Source organism: Sorangium sp. So ce367 (assembly GCF_051520455.1).
Taxonomy (GTDB): domain Bacteria; phylum Myxococcota_A; class Polyangia; order Polyangiales; family Polyangiaceae; genus Sorangium; species Sorangium cellulosum_B.
In genome coordinates, this window is sequence record NZ_CP150334.1 from 839,562 (window position 1) to 863,379 (window position 23,818).

The window sequence follows — 23,818 nt, forward strand, 5'->3', positions numbered from 1 at the left end:
GGTCAAGGGATCCCACGGCCGCAGGACGCGAACAAGATGCTACGTGCGCGACCTGACACGGAAATCGCGCCCGTGAACGTGAACTCCTCGCTGGACGGACTCATCCGGTGAGCCGGGGTACGCCCGCGTCCCTGGAGGGCGGACGAGGTGCACCCCGGCGGGGTCGGTCGCGCGAGGATCAGCTGCGGGCTGCCTGGATCTGCTTCACGAGCTCGGGCACGGTCGCGAAGAGATCGGCGACCAGGCCGTAGTCGGCGACCTGGAAGATGGGCGCGTCGGCGTCCTTGTTGATGGCGACGATGACCTTCGAGCCCTTCATCCCGGCGAGGTGCTGGATGGCGCCCGAGATGCCGACCGCGACGTAGAGCGAGGGGGCGACGACCTTGCCCGTCTGGCCGACCTGGAGGTCGCTGGCGGCGTAGCCGGCGTCGCACGCGGCGCGGCTGGCGCCGACGGCGGCGCCGAGGACGTCGGCGAGCGGGTCGAGGACCTCGTTGAAGCGCTCCTTCAGGGCGCGGCCGCCGGAGACGACGACCTTGGCCTCGGCGAGCTCGGGGCGCTCGCTCTTCACCTGGTCGAAGGAGACGAACTCGACGCGCTCGGCCGCCGCGCTCGGCGGGACGACCGCGACCTGCTCGATCGGCGACGTCGACCCGGTGGGCTCGGCGGCGGCGAACGCGCTCTGGCGGACGCTCACGACCTGGACGGGGGTCGAGACGGTGCAGACGCCGTACGCGTTGCCGGCGTACATGGGGCGCTTGTACTTGAGCTTGCTCCCCTCGGGGAGGAGCTCGGAGATGTCGCTCGCGAACCCTGCCGAGAGCCGCGCCGCGACGCGCGGGAGCAGGTCCTTGCCGTAGGCGCTCGCGGTGCCCACGACGACGGCGGCGCCCTTGGCGGCGGCCGCGACGGTCGGCACGTAGCGCTCGGCGACGTAGTCCTTCAGCGAGCTCGCCTGGGCCACGAGCACCTTGGCCGCGCCGAGCGTCGCCGCCTCGGCGGCCGCGTCGCCGAGGGCGTCGCCGATCACGAGGATCGAGTACGTCCCGCCGAGCGCCGCCGCCGCCTGCCTCGCGAACGTGACAGCGGAGTGGGTCGTCTTCTTCAGCTTTCCATCGGCGGCCTCGGCCACCACGAGAACGTCAGCCATGATCCCTCCTGCACGACCCGCCGCTGCGGGTCGGGGTCCGCGTCGGCGGCACCCTCGATGTCTTCGGCCTCTTGTCGCGTCCGGTCTTGTCCCTGCTGCGTCCCGTCAGATGACCTTCGCCTCGTTCTTGAGGCGCGAGACGAGCTCGCTGACGTCCTTCACCTTGATGCCCGCCTTGCGCGCGGGGGGCGGCTGGAACGCGCTGTACTGGACCTTGAGCGCCTGGTCCGCGGCGAGGTCGGCGAGCTTCACCTCGGTGAGGGGCTTCTTCTTGGCGGCCATGATCGCGGGGAGCGCCGCGAAGCGGACGCCGTCGTTGTACTTGAACGCGGGCGCCGTCTTCTGGGAGTACACGCTGGTCGGCGCGACGATGCGCAGGTCGACGGTGACGACGGCCGGCAGGCGCACGCGGAGGGTGGAGACGCCGCCGTCGACCTCGCGGCCGACGAGGAGCGCGCCCTTCTCTTCCTTGATGGTCGCGGCGAACGTGGCGAGCGGCCAGTCGAGCAGCTCGGCGAGGATCTGGCCGACCTGGTTGGAGTCGCCGTCGACGGCCTGCTTGCCCATCAGCACGACGTCGGGCTTCTCGCGCTCGACGAGCGTCTTGAGCGCGCGGGCCACGAGGTCGCCGTCGAGCTTGTCGTCGGTGACGTCGACCCGGATGGCCTTGTCGGCGCCGGTGGCGAGCGCGGCGCGGAGGGTCTGCTCGGTCTCCTTCGGTCCGAAGGTGACGACGACGACCTCGCCCGCCCGCGTCTTCGGCGCCTTGCCGTCCTCGGTCAGGCGCAGCGCCGCTTCGAGCGCGTACTCATCGAACGGGTTCGGCTTCCACTCGAGCCCGGTCGTCTCGATTTTGTCCCCGGAAGCGGGGATCTTCACCTTGTTCGCGTTATCCGGATCGGCGACGCGCTTGAGCGGAACGAGGATCTTCACGGCTCGGTGGCTCCTGTTGCTGTGTGGTAACGCAGAGCGTAGTCCGCCTCGGCAAGGACGCGCCACGCCTGCGGCAGCCGGGCCGGCGGCCCCATGCGTGGACCCGGCGCGCGCGGCTGAAACAGCACGCCCGAGGCGGAGGGAGCCGGTCATGGCAGCGCCGACGTGGTGCGTCAAGCAGGCGCGACGGCCTATTCGAAGGCGCGAGCCATTGTGAGGGGTCTCGCGGCGCGCGGGGAGACAGAGGTGATCCGTTGTGAGGAGGTGGCGCAGGGGGCGTAACGGAGGCGATCCATCGAGAGAGGGAGGAGAGCGTCGTGAACGTGGTCGTGGTCGTGGTCGTGGTCGTCAACGGCTCGATCGTTGACGTGAACGTTGTGCAGAAACCCTTGGTCAACGAATGAGAGCGGGGACTTCCGGGTGACGTTCACGTTCACGGCTGTGCCGTCGACGACCACGACCACGACCACGACCACGACCACGTTCACGACCCGTTGGTGACCGCTGGTCGGGGGGGTTGCGGATGCGATCCGTTGCGAGGGGGGTGGCGGAGGGGGTTGGTGACGGATCGAGTGAGCCCGGAGGGCCCGGCGGAGGGGGGTGGTTAACGGATCGAGTGAGCCCGGAGGGCCCGGCTGAGGGGGTGGTTAACGGATCGAGTGAGCCCGGAGGGCCCGGCTGAGGGGGTGGTTAACGGATCGAGTGAGCCCGGAGGGCCCGGCTGAGGGGGGGGGTTAACGGATCGAGTGAGCCCGGAGGGCCCGGCTGAGGGGCGGCCCCGTCAATCCACGCCGGTCGCCGGGGCTCCCTCGTCGATCGCTGGCTCACCGGCGTCAGGCGGCGCGCTGCCTTCCACTTCGGTCTCCTCCTTGCCGCCCGAGCGCCGGCGCTCGGCCTTGGCCGCCTCCCGCTGGAGCGGCGCGAGCAGACGGCGCGCCGTCTCCTCATCGGCCCCCTCGAGCTCCAGCATCTGGAGGACGCTGCGCACCACCTTGATCCAGCGGTTGCGCGCCCGGAGCTGCCCGCCGCGCGGGTCGGCCCCATCCGGCCGCTCCTGCGCATGCAGGTGGATCCGCTGCGCGTCGAGCTTGCCGAGCTCGTCGCCCGCGGCAAACCACGCCTGCACCGCCTTGAGCAGGTTGCCCCCCGGCGTTGGCAGCGCCCTGAGCGCCGCCTTGGACTCCGGCGTCAGCCGGTCGCGCGCGAGCTTCACCTCGCCCGCCTCATCGCTGTAGCTCGCCCCGATGAACCTGAGCCCATCCGCGAAGAGCTGATCGCGGATCTCGAGGTAGATCGCCGCGTCCTCGGCATCGTCGGCCAGATCGGCGAAGCCGGTGAGCACCGCATGGGCGCCGCGGGCCTTGCGATCATGGATCTGATCGGTCGCGACCAGCTTCTGCTGGATCTCGGAGATCTGGTCGTCCGCCTTCTTCTGCCGCCGGTGCGACTTCAAGACGCCTTCGTGCGCCTCCTCGATATCGTCGATGAGCGGGGCACACCGCTTCAGCGACGCGAGGCGCGGCCTTTCGCGCTCCGGATCGAGCCAGGCGCCGGTGATCTGGACCATTTGACGAGGAGAGAGGTCTTTGAGGGCCATGGTGCCTCCTTGGTTGTCCTCCGGCGACGCGCCGGGGAATGCACCATCCGTCACGCTCCCAGGCAGGATGGGCGTTGTAAATGCTCTTTTGCGCGGCGCGAGATTTCGAGTCGGTCCAGTGCGCGTCCGGGAGGGGCGCCGCGGCGCGATTACCGCTCAATTACGGCTAATTCGCGGCTCGAGAGGGGCTCGAGGGGGAGGACGGTGTTATCGCCTGTAATTGCCTTTTGCGCCGGAAGCTCGGGTGGCCCGGCGCGGAGGTCCCTTCAGGCCCCTTCGCTCGGCGGCGGCTCCTCGACGTGGCTCGTCTGCAGATCGCCCCGAAGGCGTTTCCGCAGCTGTTCGTCCATGCGGGTCGCGTACTTCTCGTGGACGCCGAGCGCCGCGGCGACTTGGGCCCACGAGAGCTCCTGCCAGTACCGCAGCTCGATGAGGCGCGCCTCCCGTTCGTCGAGGCCGCGGAGCGCCCCGGCGAGCGCCTCGAAGGCGCGCGTGCGCGCGAGCGCGTCTTCCGGGTGCGCCCTGAGCCGCTCGCCCGTGTCCCCGACGAAGCGGGTGAAGGCGAGCGTCCGGCAATGGGCCATGAGCTGGCCCGACGCGTCGTCGTCGTCGTCGCTGAACGGATCGCTTGTGTCGCGCATCGACTCGGCCGCGTCGAGCGCGGCGGCGGCGCCGGCGCGACGGATCGGTGCGTCGCGGGTCAGCTGCCGCATCACGGCGCCGGCGACCCGCTTCCAGGCATAGATGCCGAGGGGGACGCCGCGCGTTTCATCGAACCCGAGCCCGGCTTCCAGGAGGGCCTGATAGGCAGTCTGCTCGCAGTCCTCGATGCCCTGGCGCGTCCGCACGCCGTAGATCCGCGCTGTCGCCCTGGCGACGCGGCGAGCGAGGGGGAGCGCCGCCATGATGCGCTCCCGCGGGGGGTGAGGAGAAGGACGCTGGTCCCTGATCAATGCCGCCCGCCGGAGGTCCCGTCGTCGGGCGCCGCCGCCTCCTCGCTCGCGCCCCCGCCCTCGCGGGCCACCGCGCCGCTCCCGGCCGGGACGTAGCCCTTCGCCCGCAAGCGAGCGTGGAGCGGCGCCGCCGCCGGGTGGGTCGTGATGAAGACCGTGAGGTACCTGCGGTAGTCCTCGAGCTCCTCGGGGGAGAGCACCCCGAGGTACGGGCCGAGCGCGTCGGCGAGACAGGCCTCCACGATGGGATCGGCGTCGCCGGGCGGCTCCAGGTCGTCGTGCTGGTCGGAAGCGTCGTGCGTCATGGGGACCTCGCGCAGGGGGCCCGCGTGCGTGCGGCGCCCCTTTCTTCTCCTAAATCACTGCCGGGTGGCCGGTTCAGACAAGGAAAGCGACACGCCGGGATCGATTTGTCGCGCCCCGCCCCCGGAGGCGCGCCGGCGCCGGGTGGGGGTGCGGGGGCAGGTGGAGGGCCGGACCTTGCGCCGGAGCGCCGGGGGGGCGCCGCGGCCGTGGCCGTGAGGGCTGGTAACAGCTTGAATTGACGTCGTTCTTCAGGAATCGACATCGCCGGTGCATTTTCTTTGTCTGAACCGGCGCCCTGGTCGTGATTTCCATCTCAGGAGACCTCGCTGGTGGAACGCGGCACCTCAGACGGCTCAGGGCGCTCGGGCGGTGCCTGGGATGTGTTGGAAGGCACACCTTACCGGGCGGTCCGGGTGCTCGGGCGCGGGGGCATGGGGGAGGTCGTCGAGGCGGAGCACCGCGCGCTCCGGAAGCGGGTCGTGGTGAAGCTGGTCCGCCGCGCGCTGGCGCACGATCCGCGGTTCGCGGACCGGCTGCAGGTGGAGGCGCGGGCGCTGGCGGCGGTGTCGTCGCTGCATGTGGTGTCGGTCCTCGATCTGGGACAGACGCCGTCGGGGCGCCCGTATTTCGTGATGGAGCGGCTCGAAGGGCGGACCCTGGGGGAGGAGCTCCAGCGGCGCGGTCCGCTGCCGGTGGCCGAGGCGATCGAGCTGGTGCGGCAGGTGCTGGCGGGGCTCGCGGCGGCGCACCGGGTGGGGCTTGTGCACCGCGACGTGAAGCTCGACAACGTGTTCCTGTGCGCGCCGGGGGCGGCGGCGCCGGGCGGCGCCCGGGTCGCGAAGGTGCTCGACTTCGGCGTCGCGAAGGTGCTCGACGGCGCCCTGGCCGGCGCGGCGCCGGGGGCGCCGCCTGCGGTGGACGGGCCGGCGTATCCGACCGACGCCGGACTGCTGGTGGGGACGCCACGGACGGCCTCGCCGGAGCAGGCGCGGTGCCAGCCTGTGGACGGGCGGGCGGATGTGTATGCGGTGGGGCTGCTGATGTATACGCTTGTTGTGGGGCACGGTCCGTTCGCCCATGTCGAGGACGCGCTGGCGCTGCTGCGGGCGCACGTGGTGGAGCCGCCTGCGCCGCCGTCGCGGTACGCGGGGCAGCGGATCCCGGGTGCGCTGGACCGTGCGGTGCTGAGGGCGCTTGCGAAGCGGCCGGAGGAGCGGTTCCAGAGCGCCGAGGCGTTCGGGGAGGAGCTGGGGCGGATCGGCGCGGCGCTCGCGGAGGAGGACGGGAGCGGGAGAGCGGCGCGGAGGCCGGAGGCGGAGGCGGGGTGGGGGCCGCAGAGCAGGGCGTGGTTCGAGGCGAGGCCGGAGGGCACGAGCGGGGCGAGGGCGGGCGCGGGGGTGGCGGGCGTGGCCGTGGAGGCGGGGGCGGCGCCGGTGGACGCGCGGCTGTTCGCGGGGCTGACGCTTGCGAGCACGGTGGTGTTCTCGGCGATCGCGGCGCTGGTGCTGCGCGGGATGGGGGTGTGGTGATGGCGCGGGAGGCGCTGAAGGCCGGGGACGTGTTCCTGGACTACCGGATCACGGAGGTGATCGACGCGGGTGGGATGGGTGAGGTGTACAAGGCAGTGGAGGACTACTCGGAGGATGTCGTGGCGATCAAGTGCATGCTGCCGCGGCACCTGAAGAGAGAGGACTTCGCGAGGCGGTTCCGGCAGGAGTGCAAGTTCTATCCGAAGCTGAAGCACCCGAACATCGTGCGGATGAAGAAGGCGGGTGTGTCGCCGGATCACGTGGCGTACATCGTGATGGATTACCTCGAGGGGAGGACGCTGAGGAAGCTGCTGAACAAGGCGTACCGTCTCGATTTCCTGAGCGCGATGCACGTGATGCTGCAGGTGGCGGACGCGATGACGTTCGTGCACTCGAAGGGGATATGGCACCGGGACCTGAAGCCCGAGAACATCATGGTGGGGACGAAGGCGGACGCGAAAGGGCACGTGTGGCTGCTCGACTTCGGGATAGCGAAGTTCGCGGACGGCGGGATGAACACCGATGATCTGCCGGACGTCGGGACGGTGAGGTACATCTCGCCGGAGCAGGTGAAGATGTTGTACACGAGCTCGAGGAAGGCCGAGCGCGTGGAGCGGGCGAGGCCGGATGGGCGTACGGACATCTACGCGTTCGGTGCGATTTTTTATGAGGTGCTGACGGGGAAGCACCTGTTCCTGGACGACAGCGAGCCGGCGACGGCGGAGGAGACGCTGACAGGGCACCTTGTGGCGGCGCCGGAGCCGGTGCACGAGATCGTGCCGGATTGCCCCGAGTTCGTGTGGCCGGTGGTGGCGCGGTGCATCGCGATCGACCGGGAGGAGCGGTATCCGAGGTTCGACGATGTGGCGCGGGACCTGCGGGGGCTCCTGAGAGAGACGGTGCCGGCGGGGCACGTGCTGGCGCAGCGGCTGGCGCGGGAGCGGATGGAGGCGGAGCGGCAGGCGGCGTTCGCGGGAGTGGCGCTGGAGGACAGCGCGCCGGTGGAGGACGAGAAGGGCGCAGCGGGCGATGAGGAGACGGAGGAGGCGGGGCAGGAGGGCGGGATGGAGCGAGGGAGCGCGGCGGCGGCGGCGAAGGGAGAAGAGAAGAGGGGGCGGCGGGTGGTGCACGGGGAGACGGCGCCGCTGGAGCAATTCGTAGCGCCGGCGAGCGCGCTGCCGTTCGCGCCGTCGTCGCGCGTGCCGCGGGGGCGGGGGGTGGGGCACACGGAGCCGCTGCCGGCGCTGAAGCCGCTGGAGTCGACGGCGAAGCTGCCCGGGGCGTGGGCGGAGAGGATGGCGCAGCGAGCGGGGGCGGCGGCGATGCCGCAGGCGCCGGCGGAGGTGAGGGCGGGGAGTTATGCGGGGCCGGTACCGATGCCGCAGTCGCACGGTGGACCGCCGTCGCTGCCGCAGGCGCACGGAGGGCCGGTGCCGATGCCGCAGGCATATGCGGGGCCGGTACCGATGCCGCAGTCGCACGGTGGACCGCCGTCGCTGCCGCAGTCGCACGGAGGCCCGGTGTCGATGCCGCAGGCGTATGCGGGGCCGCCGCCGATGCCGCAGGCGTATGCGGGGCCGATGCCGCAGTCGCACGGTGGGCGGGCGCCGATGCCGCAGGCGCAGGGCGGGCCGGCGCCGATGCCGCAGGCGCAGGGCGGGCCGGTGCCGATGCCGCAGGCGTATGCGGGGCCGGTACCGATGCCGCAGTCGAACGGTGGGCGGGCGCCGATGCCGCAGGCGCAGGGCGGGCCGGTGCCGACGCCGCAGTCGTATGGTGGGCCGGCGCCGATGCCGCAGGCGTATGCGGGACCGCCGCGGCCGATGCCGCAGGCGCAGGGCGGGCCGGCGTCGCACGCGGGGGCGCAGGGGTATGGTGGACCGCCGCCGTTGCCGCTGATGGAGACGCAGCACGCCGTGCCATTGAGGGAGGCACGACGAGCCGCACCGCAGCCGCCGCAGGAGGTGGAGCTGCCGTACGTGACGCCGCAGCTCCTGGCGACGGAGGCGTCGCGACCGGGAACGGCGCCACCGATCGCGGCGCGGCCAGCGGCGCCGAACTCGGTGACGGCACCGAGCGCGGGGCTGGCGGAGTCGTTGCGGAAAGAGACGCCGATGACGCCGGTGGCGGCGCTGCTGACGCAGCCGCGGCGAGCGCCGAGAGCGTACGTGCTGGCGCCGGTGGTGGCGCTGGCGCTGACGCTGGGAGGCGTGGGCGCGGTGCTGGGGCTGCGCTCGGCGCGCGACACGGCGCCGGAGCCGGTGACAGGAGAGCCGGCGGCAACGGCGGCGGCGGCGGAGAGCGCGACGGCGAACGCGGCAGCGGCGCCGCCGGAGGCGAGCGCGGCGGCGAGTACGGCCGAGGCGGCGGTGGAGGCCGGAGCCGTGGAGAAGACAGGGGCGGCAGCGGAGGTCGAGGCGCTTGCTCCCGAGGAGCAAGCGGCGGCGGCGAAGGAGCAAGCGGCGGCGGTGAAGGCAGAGCCGGCGAAGGCAGCGCCTGTGAAGGCTGCGGCGGGGACGGAGGACGACGAGGACTTCTACCCGATGCCGAAGCGTCAGAAGCCGTCGTTTCTAAGGGTGATCGAGGAGCGGAAGAAGGCGGCGCCCGCGAAGCCGGCCCCGCCTGCGAAGCAACAGGGCGCGAAGCCAGCCGGGCCATGCGCCACGGCGGGGTGCAGGCCGTTCTAGTGCGTGGTCGCTGAGGAGAGAGGTCTTCGATGGGCAGCAACAAGGACAGCGACGACATCCGGCAGTACCTTCCGGATCTGGAGAGCATCCGGCGGGAGGCGGATCCTGAGGTTGCGGAGCGGAAGCTGCAGCAGGCGCTGAACAACCCGGAGCTGGACCGCGCGCTCACGGAGATGCAGCAGCAGAAGCCGACGGGGCAGCCGCTGTTCCAGTTCCCGGTGGTGCCTGCGCTGGCTAAGGAGCGAACGGGGCCTCCGCCGCTGCCGGTGCAGGCGGTGCCGCCGCCATATCCGGCGACGGCGCAGCAGCCGGCAGGATCGCAGGTGACGGCGGCGCATCAGCACGGCGCGGCGGTGCAGCACGGGGCGGCGGCGCATCACGGCGCGCCGGTGCAGCACGGGGCGGCGGCGGCGGCGCATCACGGCGCGACGATGACGCAGCGGGCGCCGGTGCCGCAGCCGGGCGCGCCGGTGCAGCAGGGCGCGATGATGACGCAGCGTGTGCCGGTGTTCGGGGGCGCGGCGGCGCCGCAGGGCGTGCCGGTGCAGCAGCAGAGCGCCATGGCGCCGAGCCAGTGGGCGGATCGAGCGCTGCCGCCGATCGACAAGGCGCTGCTGCCGTCATCGTTGCTACCCGTGACGCCGCCGCCGGTCGCGGTGCCGAAGGCGCCGGCCGCCACAGAGTCGACGGGACGGCGCCGGCAGTGGATGCCGACGTGGCTGATGGTGTTGCTTGCGGTCATCGCGGTGAGCAGCCCGTTCGTGCTGGCGACGATCCTGCGGCGAGAGACGCCGCCGAAAGAGCCGGAGCCGGCGCCGCGGTCGAGCGGGATGCCGGCGCGGAGCACGCAGGCGCCGCCGGAGGCCTCGGAGCTGCTGCCACCGGCACCGCCGGCACCGCCGGACGCGGTCGAGCCAAGCCTCGATGACACCGCGTCCGCTAGCCAACCGCCAGCGCCGCCGGCGCCGCCAGGGCCAGTGTCGCCTGTGCCGGCGCGGCCGACGCGTGTGGTGCCCCACGTTCCGCAGGCGCCCGTCGCGCCTGTGCCCACCGAGAAACAGCTCGCCGATGACGTGATGGAGTGAACCCGCCTGGAGCCATGATGATGAACAGCCGAAGCCTTGCCGTGTTGTTGACCGCCGCGACCGTGATGGCCGCTGCCGATGTGGCCAGCGCGCAGCCTGCCGCGCCGCAGGAAGCGCCCGCCAGCACCGGCGACGCGGTGACGCGCGCGGATGGGTTCTTTCGACAAGGGCTGCGCCTGTACTCGGACAAGAAGTACGTGGAGGCGGAGAAGGAGCTGGAGTCGGCGTGGGCGCTGAACCCGACGTTCGACGTGGCGTACAACCTGGGGAACACGAAGTACCAGCTGAAGAAGCACAAGGAAGCAGCGCAGTACCTTTCGTTCGCGCTGAGGAACTGGCCGCTCGTGAAGACGGTGGCGAAGCTGAAGCCGACGGCGGAGCAGCGATACGCGGAGTCGCGAGCGCAGGTGGGCGCGGTGGCGGTGACGGTGGAGGTCGCCGGAGCGGAAGTACTGGTGGACGGCAAGGCGGTAGGGCGAGCGCCGCTGGAAGGGGAGGTGTTCGTGGAGCCGGGCGAGCACCAGGTGGAGGCGAGGCAGGTGGGGTATGCGCCGGCGAGCCAGACGGTGACGGTGGCGAAGGGAGCGACGGCGGCGGTGACGTTGGCGCTGGCGGCGGCGAAGAGCGAGGGGGGGACGACGGAGGGGGGCGGGAGCGCGGTGGGGGCGGGTGCCGGTGCGCCGCTGATGGGACAGCCGCCTGCGGGACCAGTGGAGCCGCAACCGCTGCCGGAGAAGAGGAGCTGGGTGCCGGTGATCGCGCTGGGCGCGGCGAGCGCGGTGGGGCTCGGCGTGGGGATCGGGATGACGGTGGCGTCGAACAGCGCCAACTCAGACGGTCGTGCACAACGGGATCAAATCTTCGCCGACGGTGGCGGCTGCCTGGCGTCGCCATCGTTTGCAGAGCGATGCGCGAAGGTTGAGCGCTCAGCTGAGAGGGCCGGTCTGCTGGGTGATATCGCGTTGGGTAGCTATATCGCGTCGGGCGTGCTCGCCGCAGCCGCCGTTACCTACGCTTTGTGGCCAGCGACAAGAACCGAGAAGTCGACAGCAGTGCTCGTGCTACCTGAGCCGCGGGTGGATGGTCTCGGCTTTGTGATGGCGGGTGCATGGTGAGTCGAGCTGGAGAACGAACGATGAGAACGCTTGGGCGAACCCTGCTTGGATCGGCTGTCGCAGTTGTATTGTTTTCGACTGGTTGCGAGGGGCTTTGGTACCATGTCGAGAACGACTGCGAGTACTTGCTCACCTGCGAGAAATATCGGGGCAGGGGCAGTGAGGTCGTGCCTACCGGATGCGTACCGAGCGAGATCGAAACCGCCGTGGATGACACGTGCGGCGTCTTCGTGGCGTCGACAGGCAACGACGGTAACGTAGGTACCCGGGCTGAGCCCGTCGCGACGCTCGCCGAAGGGCTCCAGCGCGCTGCCAAGAACGGCACGGGAGTCTATGCGTGCGCCGAAACGTTCGAGGAGGCGATCGTGTTGCCAGCGGGCGCCAAGCTCTTCGGGGGCCTCGACTGCGCGAAGGGGTGGACCTGGATCGGCGAGACGGCGAAGACGGTCGTGGCGCCTAGCGAAGAGGGGATCGCGCTGAAGGTGACGCGTGGTGAGGACCCGGTGAGGATCGAGGACGTGTCGGTCCATGCAGCTGGCGCGGAGGTGCCGGGAACGTCGTCGATCGCGGTGCTGGTGGATGCAGCGAAGGCTGAATTGACGCGATGCGAGCTGGTCGCGGCCAAGGGAGCGGATGGCGCGAAGGGAGAGGATGCGCCGACCGCGCCACCGGAGCAGGCGTCACCTGGGAATGCCGGCACGAACGCATGCAGTGATGTTGACGGCACGCCGGGATCAGACGCGACGCTGGCCGGTGGCGCCCAAGTGGTCAATGAGTGCGGTGACGATCTGTCAATCGGCGGTGGTGGTGGTGATGGTAATGTAACTAATGGCGGCGATGGTGCGACCAGCCAAGGTACCGCAGAGACTGCACGTGGTGGTGTTGGCGAACCATTTTCGGGCGCTTGGGACTGTGGCGGCGCGGAGCCCAATGGCCGAGGCGACGATGGTTCGAACGGCGCACCCGGCGACGTCGGCGAGGCCGCGAGCGGCCTCGGCACGCTGAACACGTCGGGCTTCGCGGGCGTGAGTGGCGGAGACGGGGGACCGGGCAAGCCCGGGCAAGGCGGCGGCGGAGGCGGCGGTGCGAAGGGCGGCGCGGCCATCTGCCCAGGCGCCATGCGGGGAGCTGGGGCGAGCGGAGGCAGCGGCGGCCCTGGTGGCTGCGGTGGGCTACCCGGCCAAGGCGGCGGCGCCGGCGGAGCGAGCATCGCGCTGGCGAGCGTGGACGGGAAGGTGACGCTGAAGGACTGCGTGCTGAAGGCGGGCAACGGAGGCAAAGGAGGCGCGGGGGGCGACCTTCAGCCGGGCGGAAGCGGCGGTCCCGGTGGCGCTGGCGGCCTGGGGGTCGGCGGGTCGAAGAACGCTTGCACCGGGGGGCAGGGGGGTCAGGGCGGTAATGGCGGCCCCGGAGGAGGAGGCCTCGGCGGGCCGTCGTTCGCGATCGCGTACCGAGGCGAGGCGGTGAAGCAGGAAGGGCAGACGATGCTGCAACCGGGTACGCCCGGCACTGGGGGACCTGGCGGAAGCAGCAACGTGTCCGAGAACGCTGGCGCGGACGGGACGGTGGCGGCGGAGCAGAAATTTCCGTGAGCGAGCGATGAGGCGGCGGGCGGCGTCTTCGATGGCGCCGCCCGTGGGGCCGAGAAGCGCGGCGGAAGGAAGAACTGGCGATCGCGCGAAGCGCCATCGAAGGGGAGAGGTGTGCCCGCGGACAACGTGCGCGGTGATGGGCAGAGCCCCGTGGATCGCCGCTACCGGTGAGCGGTGGAGAAAGTGAGGACGACCCTACGATTCCGTGACGATCCCGCACGGCTACGCGTAGTTGGGTGAAAAAGCTTTGATTTCGGAAGCAAGCCCTAGGTGAGCTTCATGGGGGCACGGCGGGCGAGGGCGGAGACATGGCGCTGGTGAGGAGATGCCGGCGACGTGAGCGTGCGCGGAGAATGTTGGGGCTTCATGGGCAATGCGAGCTACGGCCAGTGAAGTGAGGGATGCCGTGAGAATGAGTGAGAATTTTTTATAGCTAAGCGTAATGCGGAGGCGCGACGGACGAACGTTGTGCTCCGCGAGCAGCTGAGCTGAAGGAGAGAACAAGAAATGGTTGGACGCACCCCGCGCCGGGGTGGTAGGGACCGTTTTGTCGCGGAGACGCGGCACGGTGGGCTTCCCGGCGCTGACAACTTCACCACCTCCGAGTGGACTGCCCAAGGCGCGGGTGGAGGGACCGTTGATCTGCTGACTTCTTCTGCGTCGGGCCGCGAGAGCGGATGTTATCCGACGGTCGCTGAAGGGAGCCCGGCAGCAGGTCGCTTTTGCGCGGCGGGAGAGCTTCGTCGCGTGGTCGTGAGGGGATGGACGCGCTGCTGCGCTGGACCCCGAACCGCCGTTGTAAACGAGACCCCTCCCGTCCCGTGGGTAGCGCGGGACATGGGAGGGACGGGCGGCGCACAGGCGCGAAGCGCCGAGCACCGACCGGGGGCGGGCATTCTCGTGCTCATTGCTGTCGTTATCAGCGCCCCCGCGCGAAATGCATGGTGCGAGCAGCGGGTGCGCGGAGCTATGGGAGAGACGGCCGACGCGGCGCTGGCGAAGAGCGAGGAACCGACGGCGGCGGGAGCGACGACAGAGGGGGGCGGGGGCACGACGGGGGCGGGGGTCGTTGGGCTCGTGGCTGGGCCGCCGGCGGTGCTGATGGAACCGCGACCGCTGCCGGACAAGAGGAACTGGGTGCCGGTGATCACGATGGGGGCGGCGAGCGCGGTGTGGCTCGGCGTGGGGATCGGGATGACGGTGGCGTCGAACAACGCGAGCGAGGATGGGCGCGCGCAGGCCAATGCAATCCTCAACGCCGGCGGTGGCTGCCCGGATGTGCCGCCCAGATACCAACAGGCGTGCTCTGAGCTTCGGACTACCGCCTTCCGCGTCGACACATTCGGGCGTGCAGCGACCGTGGCGTATACAGCATCGGGCGTGCTGGCCATCGCAGCCGCGACCTATGCGCTGTGGCCGCTTTCGGGGACCAAGGCGTCAGGCAAGGTGCGTGCTCTACCCGAAGCGCACATCGGTTACGGGGGGATTGAGGTTCAGTGGGTATGGTGAAGAGCCGAAACGAGGTTGCAATGAAGAGGAATCGAGTTCGCGGGCAGCTGTGTTCCTTGGGGCTGGTCGTTTGCACCGTCGGTTGCGATACGGTGTGGAGCAACGTCGCAGAGGATTGCGAGGTTACCCTGTCGTGCGACCATCACCGCGGGCTGTGGGATGGCACAGGTGGCGGTGTGCCGAACCCCGCATGCGAGCCGGATCCGACCGAGGATGCGAGCGCGGTGACGGACGAGTGCGCGGTGTTCGCGCGCGCAAACGCGGCACCTGGCGGGGAGGGGACAAAGGAGAAGCCGTACGCTTCGCTCGCGGAGGCGATCGCGAACGCCCACGGCAAGCGGGTGCTGGCGTGCACGAGCGGAGCGTTCGCGGAGAGCGTGACGATCGAAGCGGGGGTGGAGGTGATCGGCGGCTTCGACTGCGACGCGGCGTGGACGTGGAGCGAAGCGGCGCGGAGCGCGATCGAGGGGCCGCCGGATCAGATCGCGCTCACGCTGGGGGAGGGAGCGAACGGCACAAAGGTGCGGAGCTTCGCGGTGCGCGCCGCGAGTGCGACGAAGGCGGGCGGGTCGTCGATCGGGGTGGCGGTCGCGGACATCGGGGCGGAACTGGCGCAGGTGGAGGTGACCGCAAGCGACGGGATGGATGGCGCGGACGGCAAGATACCGATCGAACGGCCGTACACAGGGGCGAGCGGGTCGACGAATACAGCTTCCTTTGCGTGCATTATCGATGTGTCCGTCTATGGCGGCGACCCCGGCGTCACCCTCTGCGAAGACGGCGAGACCCGTGGCGGCGAAGGCGGCCTCGGCGGCATCCCAGGCATGGGTGACGAGGACGGCCGGCCCGGCCAGGCCGGAACCCCCCTGCCCGACCCGATCCTCCCCGACAGCCCGGGTCTCGGCGGCATGGGCCAAACGGCGACGGGCGAATGCGAACAGGGCCGACCCGGCCGCGATGGCGCCTCCGACACCCACGGCCCCGCCGGTCGCGCCACCACCCTCGCTCTCACGGGCATCGCCGGCGGCGACGGCGCCCCCGGCATCACCGGCAAGAAAGGCCAAGGAGGCGGCGGAGGCGGCGGCGCGAAGGCGGGGTATTATTGCGGAAACCCGAGGAGCCCCGTGGAGGCTACTGGCGCCAGCGGCGGCGGCGGCGGAGCCGGCGGCTGCGGAGGCAAAGGAGGAGGCGGCGGTCAAGCCGGCGGATCGAGCATCGGCATCCTCAGTCTGGGAACGAAGCTGGAACTGACCGAGGTGACCGTCGCCGTGGGCAAGGCGGGCAGCGGAGGAAAGGGCGGACTCGGACGACCTGGCGCCAGCGGGGGCAGTGGCGGGACCGCAGGTGACGCTGCGCCTCTTGGTGGCTCCGGATGCGATGGTGGTCGTGGCGGCACGGGCGGCCGCGGCGGCCTTGGCGGCGGCGGTCGAGGCGGCCATGCGGTGGGAATCGCCTACGCCGCGGCGCCGAACGCGGCGGTGGAGCTGAAGGACTTCAAGGAGGGGGCGGCGGGCGACGGCGGGCAGCTCGGGTTCGGCGACAACGCCGGCACGCCCGGTGTGAGCGCTGCGTGCTGGAGCTTCGGTGGAAACGAGAGCTGCGGGCAGTGAGAAAAAGGTCTCATTGCATGAGAATTCTGCGGGTCTCAAGGTGATGCAGTCGGTGGAGTCATGAGCGCTGCGGTTTGTGAGCAGCTGAGCTGAAGAGGAGACAAGAGCGGACGTGGGGCTTGCGATGGCACCGATGAAGAGCGAACTGCTGGCGACGGGGGGCGTGAAGAAGGAGGGGCGCAAGCGGGCCGAGTGCGCGCGGCCGGCGTGCCGGTGGGGGAACAGCCGCCTGCGGGGTCGGTCGTGCCGCCGATGCGGATGCAAGAGAGGCACAGCGGCGGTGGAGCAGTAACTTCCGTAAGTGAGCGACGAGGCAGCGGGCGCTCTCGTCGTTGGTGCCGCCTGCCGTCGCCAAGCGTGGCGGAGGCGACCCCGACGATCGCGCGACGCGCGATCGAGGGGGGCGACGCGCCTCCCGCAGGCGACAGATACGGCGCCCAGCAGCGCCCGCTGGACCGCTGCCACCAGCGAGCGGTGGAGAAAGTGAGGACGACCGTACGATCTTGTGACGCCCCGGCCTGGCTTCGCGTAAGTAGTCGAAAGATATCGATTTCTGGACGAAAACGCTTGGCGAGCTCTTTCGTGACCGGCAGTATGCGCGCCGCTCGATCCAAGGAGCGCCCTGCCGATGCGCCGGAATTCCAGTGGAAACGATGTCCCTCCCTCCGGAAGACGCCCCAGCCCGAGCGGGATGGGGGAGTGGGAGCGGATGTGGGTGCGCAGGCTGGGCCTCGAGGATGTGGAGTGGGACCCCGAGCTGCACTGCGAGCACTGCATCGCGAAGCGAGCGGCCTGGGAAGCGGTGATGGAGGAGCTTGCCGCAAGGTCGGGGAACCGACCGAAGCTGCGACTGAGCCCTGGGTGGGAGAAGATTCCACCGAGGGCGGGTAGGCGAAGCAGGCGTAGCAAGGGCCGCTGCAGGCGGCTGCTGCTGAAGATGGTGCGACTGGCGCGTCTCGTGCGCGACGATTTTTGAGCGCTTGAGCGAGATGTCCCGTCGCGAGCTCCCAGCTCGATCGAGCAGCCGCTGACGACCTGAGCACGCCGAGAGGGCGCACGGCGGCGGCGCAGCGCGCTGGGCGACAGAACAGGAGACCGGCGCACCGCGAGCGTGGTGCGCGCTGACTCGGCTCGTCCTTGCGACGAGCATGCGAGGTGGAGGATGGTGCGTCCAACGCTCGCCATCGAGGCAGGGGCGGAGGCCCTTGTGTCGAGGCGTCGTGCGAGCAACGAGGAGCGCTCCGGGGAGTTGCCTTGCCTGGGCCTCTTCCTGGTCACGGGCCGGCCTGGCGGAGAGGTCGTCTCCCGCACGGCGATCGAGATGGTGCATCCCGCTGTCGAGGCAGACTGCGTGGACGACCTTGGTGCTGGTGAGATGATTGCGCCGCAGTGCCAGGACGAAGTGCGGCTCATGATGAGCCCGCGTCGAACAGGCCGCTCCGAGGACGAACGTCTGGGGCCGCGACCGAGCGGCGTGCAGGTGAGCTTCGCCGGTGTACTCCTCGCGCCAGGGGCGGCGTATATCGCCTACGCCGACGATATGCACATCTACCGGTTCCGTGGGGGGAAGCTGCAGGCGCGAACGCGTGAGGTTGCGGCGCCCGACGGTGGGGCGTTCAACGGATCCATCTCGCCGGATGCCGCAGCCGTGCTGAGGCAACTCGCCAGCGCGGCCACTCGCGCGCTCGGCTGCGACGCAGCGGTGGAGGTGACGGCCCAGGTCGAGAACACGGAGCCGGGCGACATTTTCCTGGCGTGCTCGGGGGGCCTCTGGGGTTCGGTGTCCGAGCAGCGCATCGCCGGCATCCTCGCAGCGCACCGTGAGCTGCGCCTGGCGGCGAGCCTGCTGATGGAGTGCGCTCATGAGAACGGCGAGCTCGAGCAGGCAATGTGCGTCCTGGCACGTGTGGCGGGGTCTGTGGGTTGACTTCGTAAGGAGGAGCGGCGCAGAAGCGCCGGAGCGCAGCGAGGCTGTGGCGAGGCGGCCCCTCCCGTCCCGCGCGAAGCGCGGGACTTGGGAGGGGCGGACCGCGCGCAGGCCCGGAGGGCCGAGCACGGGCCGGGGGTGGGCAGCGTTCTTGGGGGGAACGTCGTGGCGCGAAGGGCGGGGCGGCGATCTTCCCGGGAGCCAGGCCGGGCGCCGGAGCGAGCGGAGTTAGCGGCAGACCCCGCGGCTTCGGCGGACTGCCCGGCGAAGGGGTGGAGCGGCGAGCAGAGCCCGCTGGACTGCTGATCGCGGCGAGCGCTTCAGAAAAAATGAGAGACGGTATGATTTCGTGGCAATTTCGGAGGGCTGAACGTAACTCGGCAAAACGGCAACGCTGATTCGAAGAAACCCCTTGGCGAGCTCATTCGTTGCCGGCAGAATGGGCGCCGCCCAAATTCAAGGAGTCCCATGCCGAAGCGCCGAAGGTCCCGCGGAGACGACCCCCCTCCCTCTGGTAAGCGCCCCAGCTTGAGCAAGATGGGGGAGTGGGAGCGGATGTGGGTACGGAGGCTGGGTCTCGAGGACATCGACTGGGATCCTGAGAAGTATTGTATGCACTGCATCGCGGAGCGGGCCGCTCGCGAAGAGGCGGCAGCGGAGGAGCTTGCGCCGCCGTCAGGGCCCAGACTGCCCGCGTCGCAGAGCCTCTTGTGGGCGAAGAACTCACGCCCGGCAGGTGGCCCTAAAGCGCAAAGCATGCGTCGCCCCAAGCTGATGCTCGTGCCCTCGGTGCACCGCAGAAGCGAGGACTCTTGAGCGAGAGGCCCCTTCACGAAGGGTCTGGATCGAGCGAGTCGACCAGAGGGTGTGGGGGACCCTGGCTCTGATGTGCTCTCCGGGAACCTGTCGTGTCGTGCCAGAACACCGCATCTCGGGCATCCTCGCTGCGTCTCGCGAGTTGCTGCGCGAGTCGCGTCTTCGCGAGTCGCGGCTTCTGATGGATGGACTGCGCTCATGAACTCGCGCTGCGAGCCGGAGCGCGCGACGTGCGCCCCGGCGCGCGTCGACAACGGCCGAGGCGCTCCTCCATGAGCGCGATCAGCCCGTGCGCGCGCCCACACCTCGCGCAGGCTCACGCCAGCGCTCGGCTCTCCCCCCCGGCCACGCCGGCCTCCCGCCCGAACGCCTGGCCGAAGCGCCGTCGCACGCAGGAAGCGCACCACGGCCTACCTCCGTGCGCCCCGCTCCTGCTACCCTCCTGGCCGTGGCGATAACGACCGATTTCCTCGTCATCGGTAGCGGTGTGGCTGGGCTGACCTTCGCGCTCGAGGCGGCCGAGCACGGCGAGGTGATCATCGTCACCAAGCGCGCGCGTGACGAGTCCAACACGAAGTACGCCCAGGGCGGCATCGCCGCGGTCTTCGCCCCGGACGACTCCCCCGAGGCGCACATCGCCGACACGCTCGAGGCGGGGGCCGGCCTCTGTCACGAGGTGGTCGTCGAGATCTGCGCGCGGGAGGGGCCCGAGCGGGTGCGCGAGCTCATCGCGCGGGGCGCCCAGTTCGATCACGAGAACGGCCAGGTGCGCCTCGGGCGCGAAGGGGGGCACTCCGCGCGGCGGATCGTGCACGCCGCCGACGCGACCGGCCTCGAGATCGAGCGCGCGCTCCTCGAGCAGGCCCGGCAGAACCCGAACATCCGCTTCGCCGAGCACCACACGGCGATCGACCTCATCCCGCTCTCCCGGTTCGGGGGGCCGGACATCTGCGCCGGCGCGTACGTGCTCGACGAGACCGACGCCGCGCTGAACCAGGGCAGGCCGCGGCCGCGCGACTCGGAGCGGCCAGCGCCCCGGCACCGGCCAGCCTCGAAGCCGCACGTCGTCGAGACCTACCTCGCGCGGGCGACCGTGCTCGCGACCGGCGGCGCAGGGAAGGTCTACCTCTACACGACGAACCCCGACGTCGCGACGGGCGACGGCGTCGCCATGGCCTACCGGGCAGGCGCCGAGATCGCGAACATGGAGTTCTACCAGTTCCACCCGACGTGCCTGTTCCACCCGGAGGCAAAGAGCTTCCTCGTGAGCGAGGCGCTGCGCGGCGAGGGCGCCATCCTCCGGCTGCCGGACGGGACGGCCTTCATGGCCGGCCACGATCCGCGCAAGGACCTCGCGCCGCGCGACATCGTGGCGCGGGCCATCGACTTCGAGATGAAGCGGACCGGCTCGGACTACGTGCTGCTCGACATCACCCACCGGCCCGCGAGCTTCATCCGCGAGCACTTCCCGACCATCCACGCGCAGTGCCTCCGCTACGGCATCGACATCACCGCGCAGCCGATCCCCGTCGTGCCGGCCGCCCACTACATGTGCGGCGGGATCACCACCGATCTCTACGGCAGGACGACGATCCCCGGGCTCTGGGCGATCGGCGAGTGCACGTGCACGGGGCTGCACGGCGCGAACCGGCTCGCCTCGAACTCGCTGCTCGAGGGGCTCGTCTTCGGCCAGCGCGCGGCCGCGCGCCTCGGCACCCAGATCGCCGAGCTCCGGCAGAGCCCGTTCCCCGAGGTGCCCGAGTGGCAGGTCGGCAACGCGGTCGCCAGCGACGAGGAGGTCGTCGTCGCCCACAACTGGGACGAGCTGCGCCGCACCATGTGGAACTACGTCGGCATCGTCCGGTCGGACGCCCGCCTCCGGCGCGCCGCCCGGCGGATCTCCCTGCTCCAGGAGGAGATCCGCGAGTACTACTGGAAGCACCTTGTCACCCGGGATCTGCTCGAGCTGCGCAACATCGCCACCGTGGCCGAGCTCATCGTCGGCTGCGCCTCCGCCCGGCACGAGAGCCGGGGGCTGCACACGACGATCGACTACCCGGAGACGAGCGATCGCCTCGGCACGGACACGGTCGTGAAGCGGGGCGTCCTGCCTTATCTGCGAGGTCGATGAGCGATCTGCACGGCACCCCCGACCCTCCGCCGAGCGGCGGAGGGCCCGGTCCGCTCGTCCGGCAAGGCGGCGAGGAGCGACCGATGTCGATCCCCGGGGCCATCGGCTGGACCGTGGGCGTCACCGCGCTGTTCCTGTTCCTGCTCGGCCTGATCTCCTCTTTCCGGATGGAGCCGGCGCTCGACGGCGCGGGCTCGTTCCGGGCGGCGCCGAAGCTCGACGTCATCGGCAGCTTCGCGTGCCAGGCCGCGGCGTACCTGCTCGGGCTCTTCGGCGTGCTCCAGGTGCACGCGCCCCGCGCGTCGATCCGGCAGTTCCTCGGGCTGCGCGGGACGCACGTGGCGTTCTATCCGCTCGCGATCGCGCTCGGCTTCGCGCTCGAGGGGCCCATCGCCGCGCTCTACACGGCGATCGAGGCGCGCTGGCCGTCGGGGATCGACGACGCCGAGCTCGTCCGGGTCTTCGTCGACGCGAGCGCGCCCGAGCGGGCCGCGCTCGGCCTCATCTTCATCGTGCTCGGCCCCGCGCTGGAGGAGGTCTTCTTCCGGGGAGCGCTCGCCCGCCCGCTGCGCTGGACGCACCGCGCGCCGCTCGTGATCGCGATCACGGCCGCGCTCTTCGCGGTGGCCCACGTCGGGTGGCAGAAGTTCCTGCCGATCGGGATCTTCGGCGCGGCCCTCGGCGTCCTTCGCGTCGCGAGCGGCTCGCTCTTGCCGTCCATCCTCCTCCACGGCACCTACAACGCCATCCAGTGCTTCTCGCTCCTCTCCGCGGCGGGCGCTGGGGCCGTCGACGGCGCGCCCTCGGCCGCCGGCGCCGCGCTGCCCGACGCCGCGGCGAGCCCGGTGTGGCTCGTGGCGGTGAGCTCCGCCTCTGCGCTCGTGTTGACCGCGCTCGCCTGCGTCCTCGGCCGTCGCGCCGAGGGGGCGGCCCGCGCGAGGGAAAAGGACCTCTCATGATGCCGGCGTTCGGGAGCCAAGGCGGCGGCGAGAGCCGCGCCGCGCAGATCGCAGCGGGGGACGGCGAGGGCCGCTCGTCCGGGACCGTGGACGCGAGCGGCGAGGGCCGCGCCGCCCCGCGCGCCGGGGCGAAGCGAGCGCGGGTCAGCCTCTGCTTGCCAGGGGGCGGCCTGACGGGCGCGCTCTACCAGATCGGTGCGCTCGCGGCGCTCGAGGACGGCGTCGAGGGGATCGACAACCAGAGCTTCTCGCTCTACCTCGGGCACGGCAGCGGCGCCGCGGTCGCCGCGGCCCTGGCGGGCGGCATCCCGATCGAGCGGCTCTACCGCGCCCTGCTCGATCCGGTCGACAACTTCTTCCCGCTGGAGCGCAGCCACCTCCTCCACCTCGACGTCGGCGAGTGGCGGCGCGCGCTCAGCACCAGCCTGGTCGCGCTCCGCCACGCGATCGTCCGGCTCACGACCCGGGGCGACGCGACCCCGAACGCGCCGGCGCAGCAGTACCTGTTCGAGCAGCTCGATCGCTTCAACGACTCGCTCCCCGCGGGGCTCTTCCAGCTCGATCGTTACGAGCGGTTCCTCGGCGAGTTCTTCCTGAGGCGCGGCATCCCGAACTCGTTCCGCGCGATGCCGCGGACGCTGCGCATCCCGGCGCACGACCTCGACTCGGGCGAGCGCGTCGTCTTCGGCGCCGAGGGGTTCGACCACGTCCCGGTGTCGCTCGCCTGCGCGGCGTCGCTCGCGCTCCCGCTGTTCTTCTCGCCGGTGCGCGTCGAGCACCGCCACTACCTCGACGGCGGGCTGGGCCACGTGGCGCACCTCGATCTCGCGCAGGCCGCCGGCGTGGAGCTCACGATCGTCGTGAGCCCGCTCGTGCCCGTCTCCACCGCGCACCGCCCCGTCCCGACGGGGCACGGGGTGCGCGAGAGCGTGCGCGACAAGGGCATGCTCTGGATCTTCAACCAGGCGATGCGGATCGGCGCGCACGCGCGGCTCCACCAGGCGGTGGGGCGCGCGCACGCCGAGGGCAAGATGCAGGTCCTCGTGCTCGAGCCCGCGCAGAACGACGCGCTGCTGTTCCTCCACAACCCCGCCAACCTGCGCGCGCGGCGCGCCATCCTGGAGTACGCCTACCGGACGACGCGCGAGCGCATCGCGGTGTGGATGGACAAGAACCGCGCCGTGGTCGAGGCGATGGGGTGGCACGAGGCCCGCGCGTCGGGCCTGTCGGCTGGCTGAGGCGCATCGCCCGCCCGAGGGCCTGGTCAGCGGGCCCAGGGCGCATCAGCCGCCCGAGCGCCCGCTCGGCCGGCGAGGCCGGTCAGCTGGCGAGGGATGAGAACCGGGCGATCGTCAGCTCGTCGGGCGGGACGCTGATGCGGGCGCGCGGGATGGCGACGCCGTGGAGGTAGCGCCAGCCCTCGCCGTCGTGGAGGAAATCCGACAGCTCGACGAACGAGCGATCGACGCCTGCCTCGAAGATCTTGGCGAGGAACAGCACCGACGCGGAGTCGCCGCTCTGCAGGCTGTCGAGGATCTGGAGGCCCCGGTACCGGTGGTGGTGGATCGTCACCTTCAGCTCGCGGAGCACCTGGTCCCTGTCGCGCCCGCGGTCGATGTGGCCCATGTGCAGCGTCCGCCAGAGGTAGGCGGTGTCTCCGACGGCGAAGGCGGCGTACCGCGAGCGCATGAGCGTCACGGCGTCGGGCGCCTCGCGATCGCCCAGATGGCAGGGGGCGCAACACTCGCGGTACGAGCGCCCCGAGCCGCACGGGCACGGGCGGGAGAGGGTCCCCGTACCAGGACGAACATCTCGGGTCATGGGCGTTCTCTACACGGGTTCGTGCCCCGTTGCAGCGCCCTGGGGGGGCGTCTAGACGGGGCGCGGCGGGCGTGCGGCAGGACGGCGCACCACGGCAT

General features: G+C 71.0%; 18 protein-coding genes. 11 read left to right on the forward strand and 7 right to left on the reverse strand.

Translation table 11 applies throughout. The features are described 5' to 3' along the window. Positions 1-178 precede the first annotated feature (178 nt). From WME97_RS03180 to WME97_RS03205, 6 genes are all read right to left on the reverse strand, one after another. Positions 179-1,150 (reverse strand): electron transfer flavoprotein subunit alpha/FixB family protein, encoded by a 972-nt coding sequence (locus WME97_RS03180; protein WP_437549428.1) that lies wholly within the window; start codon positions 1,148-1,150, stop codon positions 179-181. A 105-nt stretch (positions 1,151-1,255) separates the two neighbouring features. Beyond that, on the reverse strand, positions 1,256-2,083 hold the full coding sequence (locus WME97_RS03185; protein ID WP_437549430.1) for an electron transfer flavoprotein subunit beta/FixA family protein: 828 nt from the start codon (positions 2,081-2,083) through the stop codon (positions 1,256-1,258). A 191-nt stretch (positions 2,084-2,274) separates the two neighbouring features. After that, complete coding sequence (locus WME97_RS03190; protein WP_437549432.1) at positions 2,275-2,571, reverse strand: hypothetical protein; 297 nt, start codon at positions 2,569-2,571, stop codon at positions 2,275-2,277. A gap of 293 nt (positions 2,572-2,864) precedes the next feature. After that, positions 2,865-3,680 carry a hypothetical protein gene (locus WME97_RS03195; protein ID WP_437549433.1) on the reverse strand — a complete coding sequence of 272 codons (816 nt, stop codon included), beginning with the start codon at positions 3,678-3,680 and terminating at the stop codon, positions 2,865-2,867. A 266-nt stretch (positions 3,681-3,946) separates the two neighbouring features. Then, complete coding sequence (locus WME97_RS03200; RefSeq protein ID WP_437549435.1) at positions 3,947-4,585, reverse strand: sigma-70 family RNA polymerase sigma factor; 639 nt, start codon at positions 4,583-4,585, stop codon at positions 3,947-3,949. Positions 4,586-4,629: 44 nt separating this feature from the next. Continuing rightward, positions 4,630-4,938 carry a hypothetical protein gene (locus WME97_RS03205; RefSeq protein WP_437549436.1) on the reverse strand — a complete coding sequence of 103 codons (309 nt, stop codon included), beginning with the start codon at positions 4,936-4,938 and terminating at the stop codon, positions 4,630-4,632. A 381-nt stretch (positions 4,939-5,319) separates the two neighbouring features. On the opposite strand from WME97_RS03205, the gene WME97_RS03210 reads away from it, so the two are divergent. From WME97_RS03210 to WME97_RS03260, 11 genes are all read left to right on the forward strand, one after another. After that, positions 5,320-6,468 carry a serine/threonine-protein kinase gene (locus tag WME97_RS03210; protein ID WP_437549438.1) on the forward strand — a complete coding sequence of 383 codons (1,149 nt, stop codon included), beginning with the start codon at positions 5,320-5,322 and terminating at the stop codon, positions 6,466-6,468. Continuing rightward, a complete protein-coding gene (locus WME97_RS03215; protein ID WP_437555298.1) occupies positions 6,468-9,155 on the forward strand; it encodes a protein kinase domain-containing protein in 2,688 nt (895 codons plus the stop codon). The genes WME97_RS03210 and WME97_RS03215 overlap by 1 nt, the downstream gene beginning before the upstream one ends. Positions 9,156-9,184: 29 nt before the next feature. After that, the gene (locus WME97_RS03220) at positions 9,185-10,240 is read left to right on the forward strand and encodes a hypothetical protein (RefSeq protein ID WP_437549440.1); all 1,056 of its coding nucleotides are present in this window, start codon (positions 9,185-9,187) and stop codon (positions 10,238-10,240) included. 14 nt (positions 10,241-10,254) lie between these two features. Beyond that, complete coding sequence (locus WME97_RS03225; RefSeq protein WP_437549442.1) at positions 10,255-11,355, forward strand: PEGA domain-containing protein; 1,101 nt, start codon at positions 10,255-10,257, stop codon at positions 11,353-11,355. 206 nt (positions 11,356-11,561) lie between these two features. Next, on the forward strand, positions 11,562-12,947 hold the full coding sequence (locus WME97_RS03230) for a PGRS family protein (RefSeq protein ID WP_437549444.1): 1,386 nt from the start codon (positions 11,562-11,564) through the stop codon (positions 12,945-12,947). Positions 12,948-14,084: 1,137 nt separating this feature from the next. Continuing rightward, positions 14,085-14,456 carry a hypothetical protein gene (locus WME97_RS03235; protein ID WP_437549446.1) on the forward strand — a complete coding sequence of 124 codons (372 nt, stop codon included), beginning with the start codon at positions 14,085-14,087 and terminating at the stop codon, positions 14,454-14,456. A 176-nt stretch (positions 14,457-14,632) separates the two neighbouring features. After that, positions 14,633-16,066 (forward strand): hypothetical protein, encoded by a 1,434-nt coding sequence (locus tag WME97_RS03240; RefSeq protein ID WP_437549447.1) that lies wholly within the window; start codon positions 14,633-14,635, stop codon positions 16,064-16,066. Between the two features lie 1,321 nt (positions 16,067-17,387). Continuing rightward, entirely contained in the window at positions 17,388-17,993 is a 606-nt protein-coding gene (locus WME97_RS03245) for a PP2C family protein-serine/threonine phosphatase (RefSeq protein ID WP_437549449.1), read from the forward strand. Between the two features lie 1,264 nt (positions 17,994-19,257). Beyond that, entirely contained in the window at positions 19,258-20,940 is a 1,683-nt protein-coding gene (locus tag WME97_RS03250; RefSeq protein ID WP_437549451.1) for an L-aspartate oxidase, read from the forward strand. Further along, positions 20,937-21,899, forward strand: a complete 963-nt coding sequence (locus WME97_RS03255; protein ID WP_437549452.1) for a CPBP family intramembrane glutamic endopeptidase — start codon at positions 20,937-20,939, stop codon at positions 21,897-21,899. The genes WME97_RS03250 and WME97_RS03255 overlap by 4 nt, the downstream gene beginning before the upstream one ends. Further along, the gene (locus WME97_RS03260; protein WP_437549454.1) at positions 21,896-23,137 is read left to right on the forward strand and encodes a patatin-like phospholipase family protein; all 1,242 of its coding nucleotides are present in this window, start codon (positions 21,896-21,898) and stop codon (positions 23,135-23,137) included. Before WME97_RS03255 ends, WME97_RS03260 begins: the two co-directional genes overlap by 4 nt. A gap of 82 nt (positions 23,138-23,219) precedes the next feature. Here WME97_RS03260 and WME97_RS03265 read toward each other — a convergent pair whose 3' ends face one another. After that, on the reverse strand, positions 23,220-23,720 hold the full coding sequence (locus WME97_RS03265; RefSeq protein ID WP_437549456.1) for a YchJ family protein: 501 nt from the start codon (positions 23,718-23,720) through the stop codon (positions 23,220-23,222). Positions 23,721-23,818 lie beyond the last annotated feature (98 nt).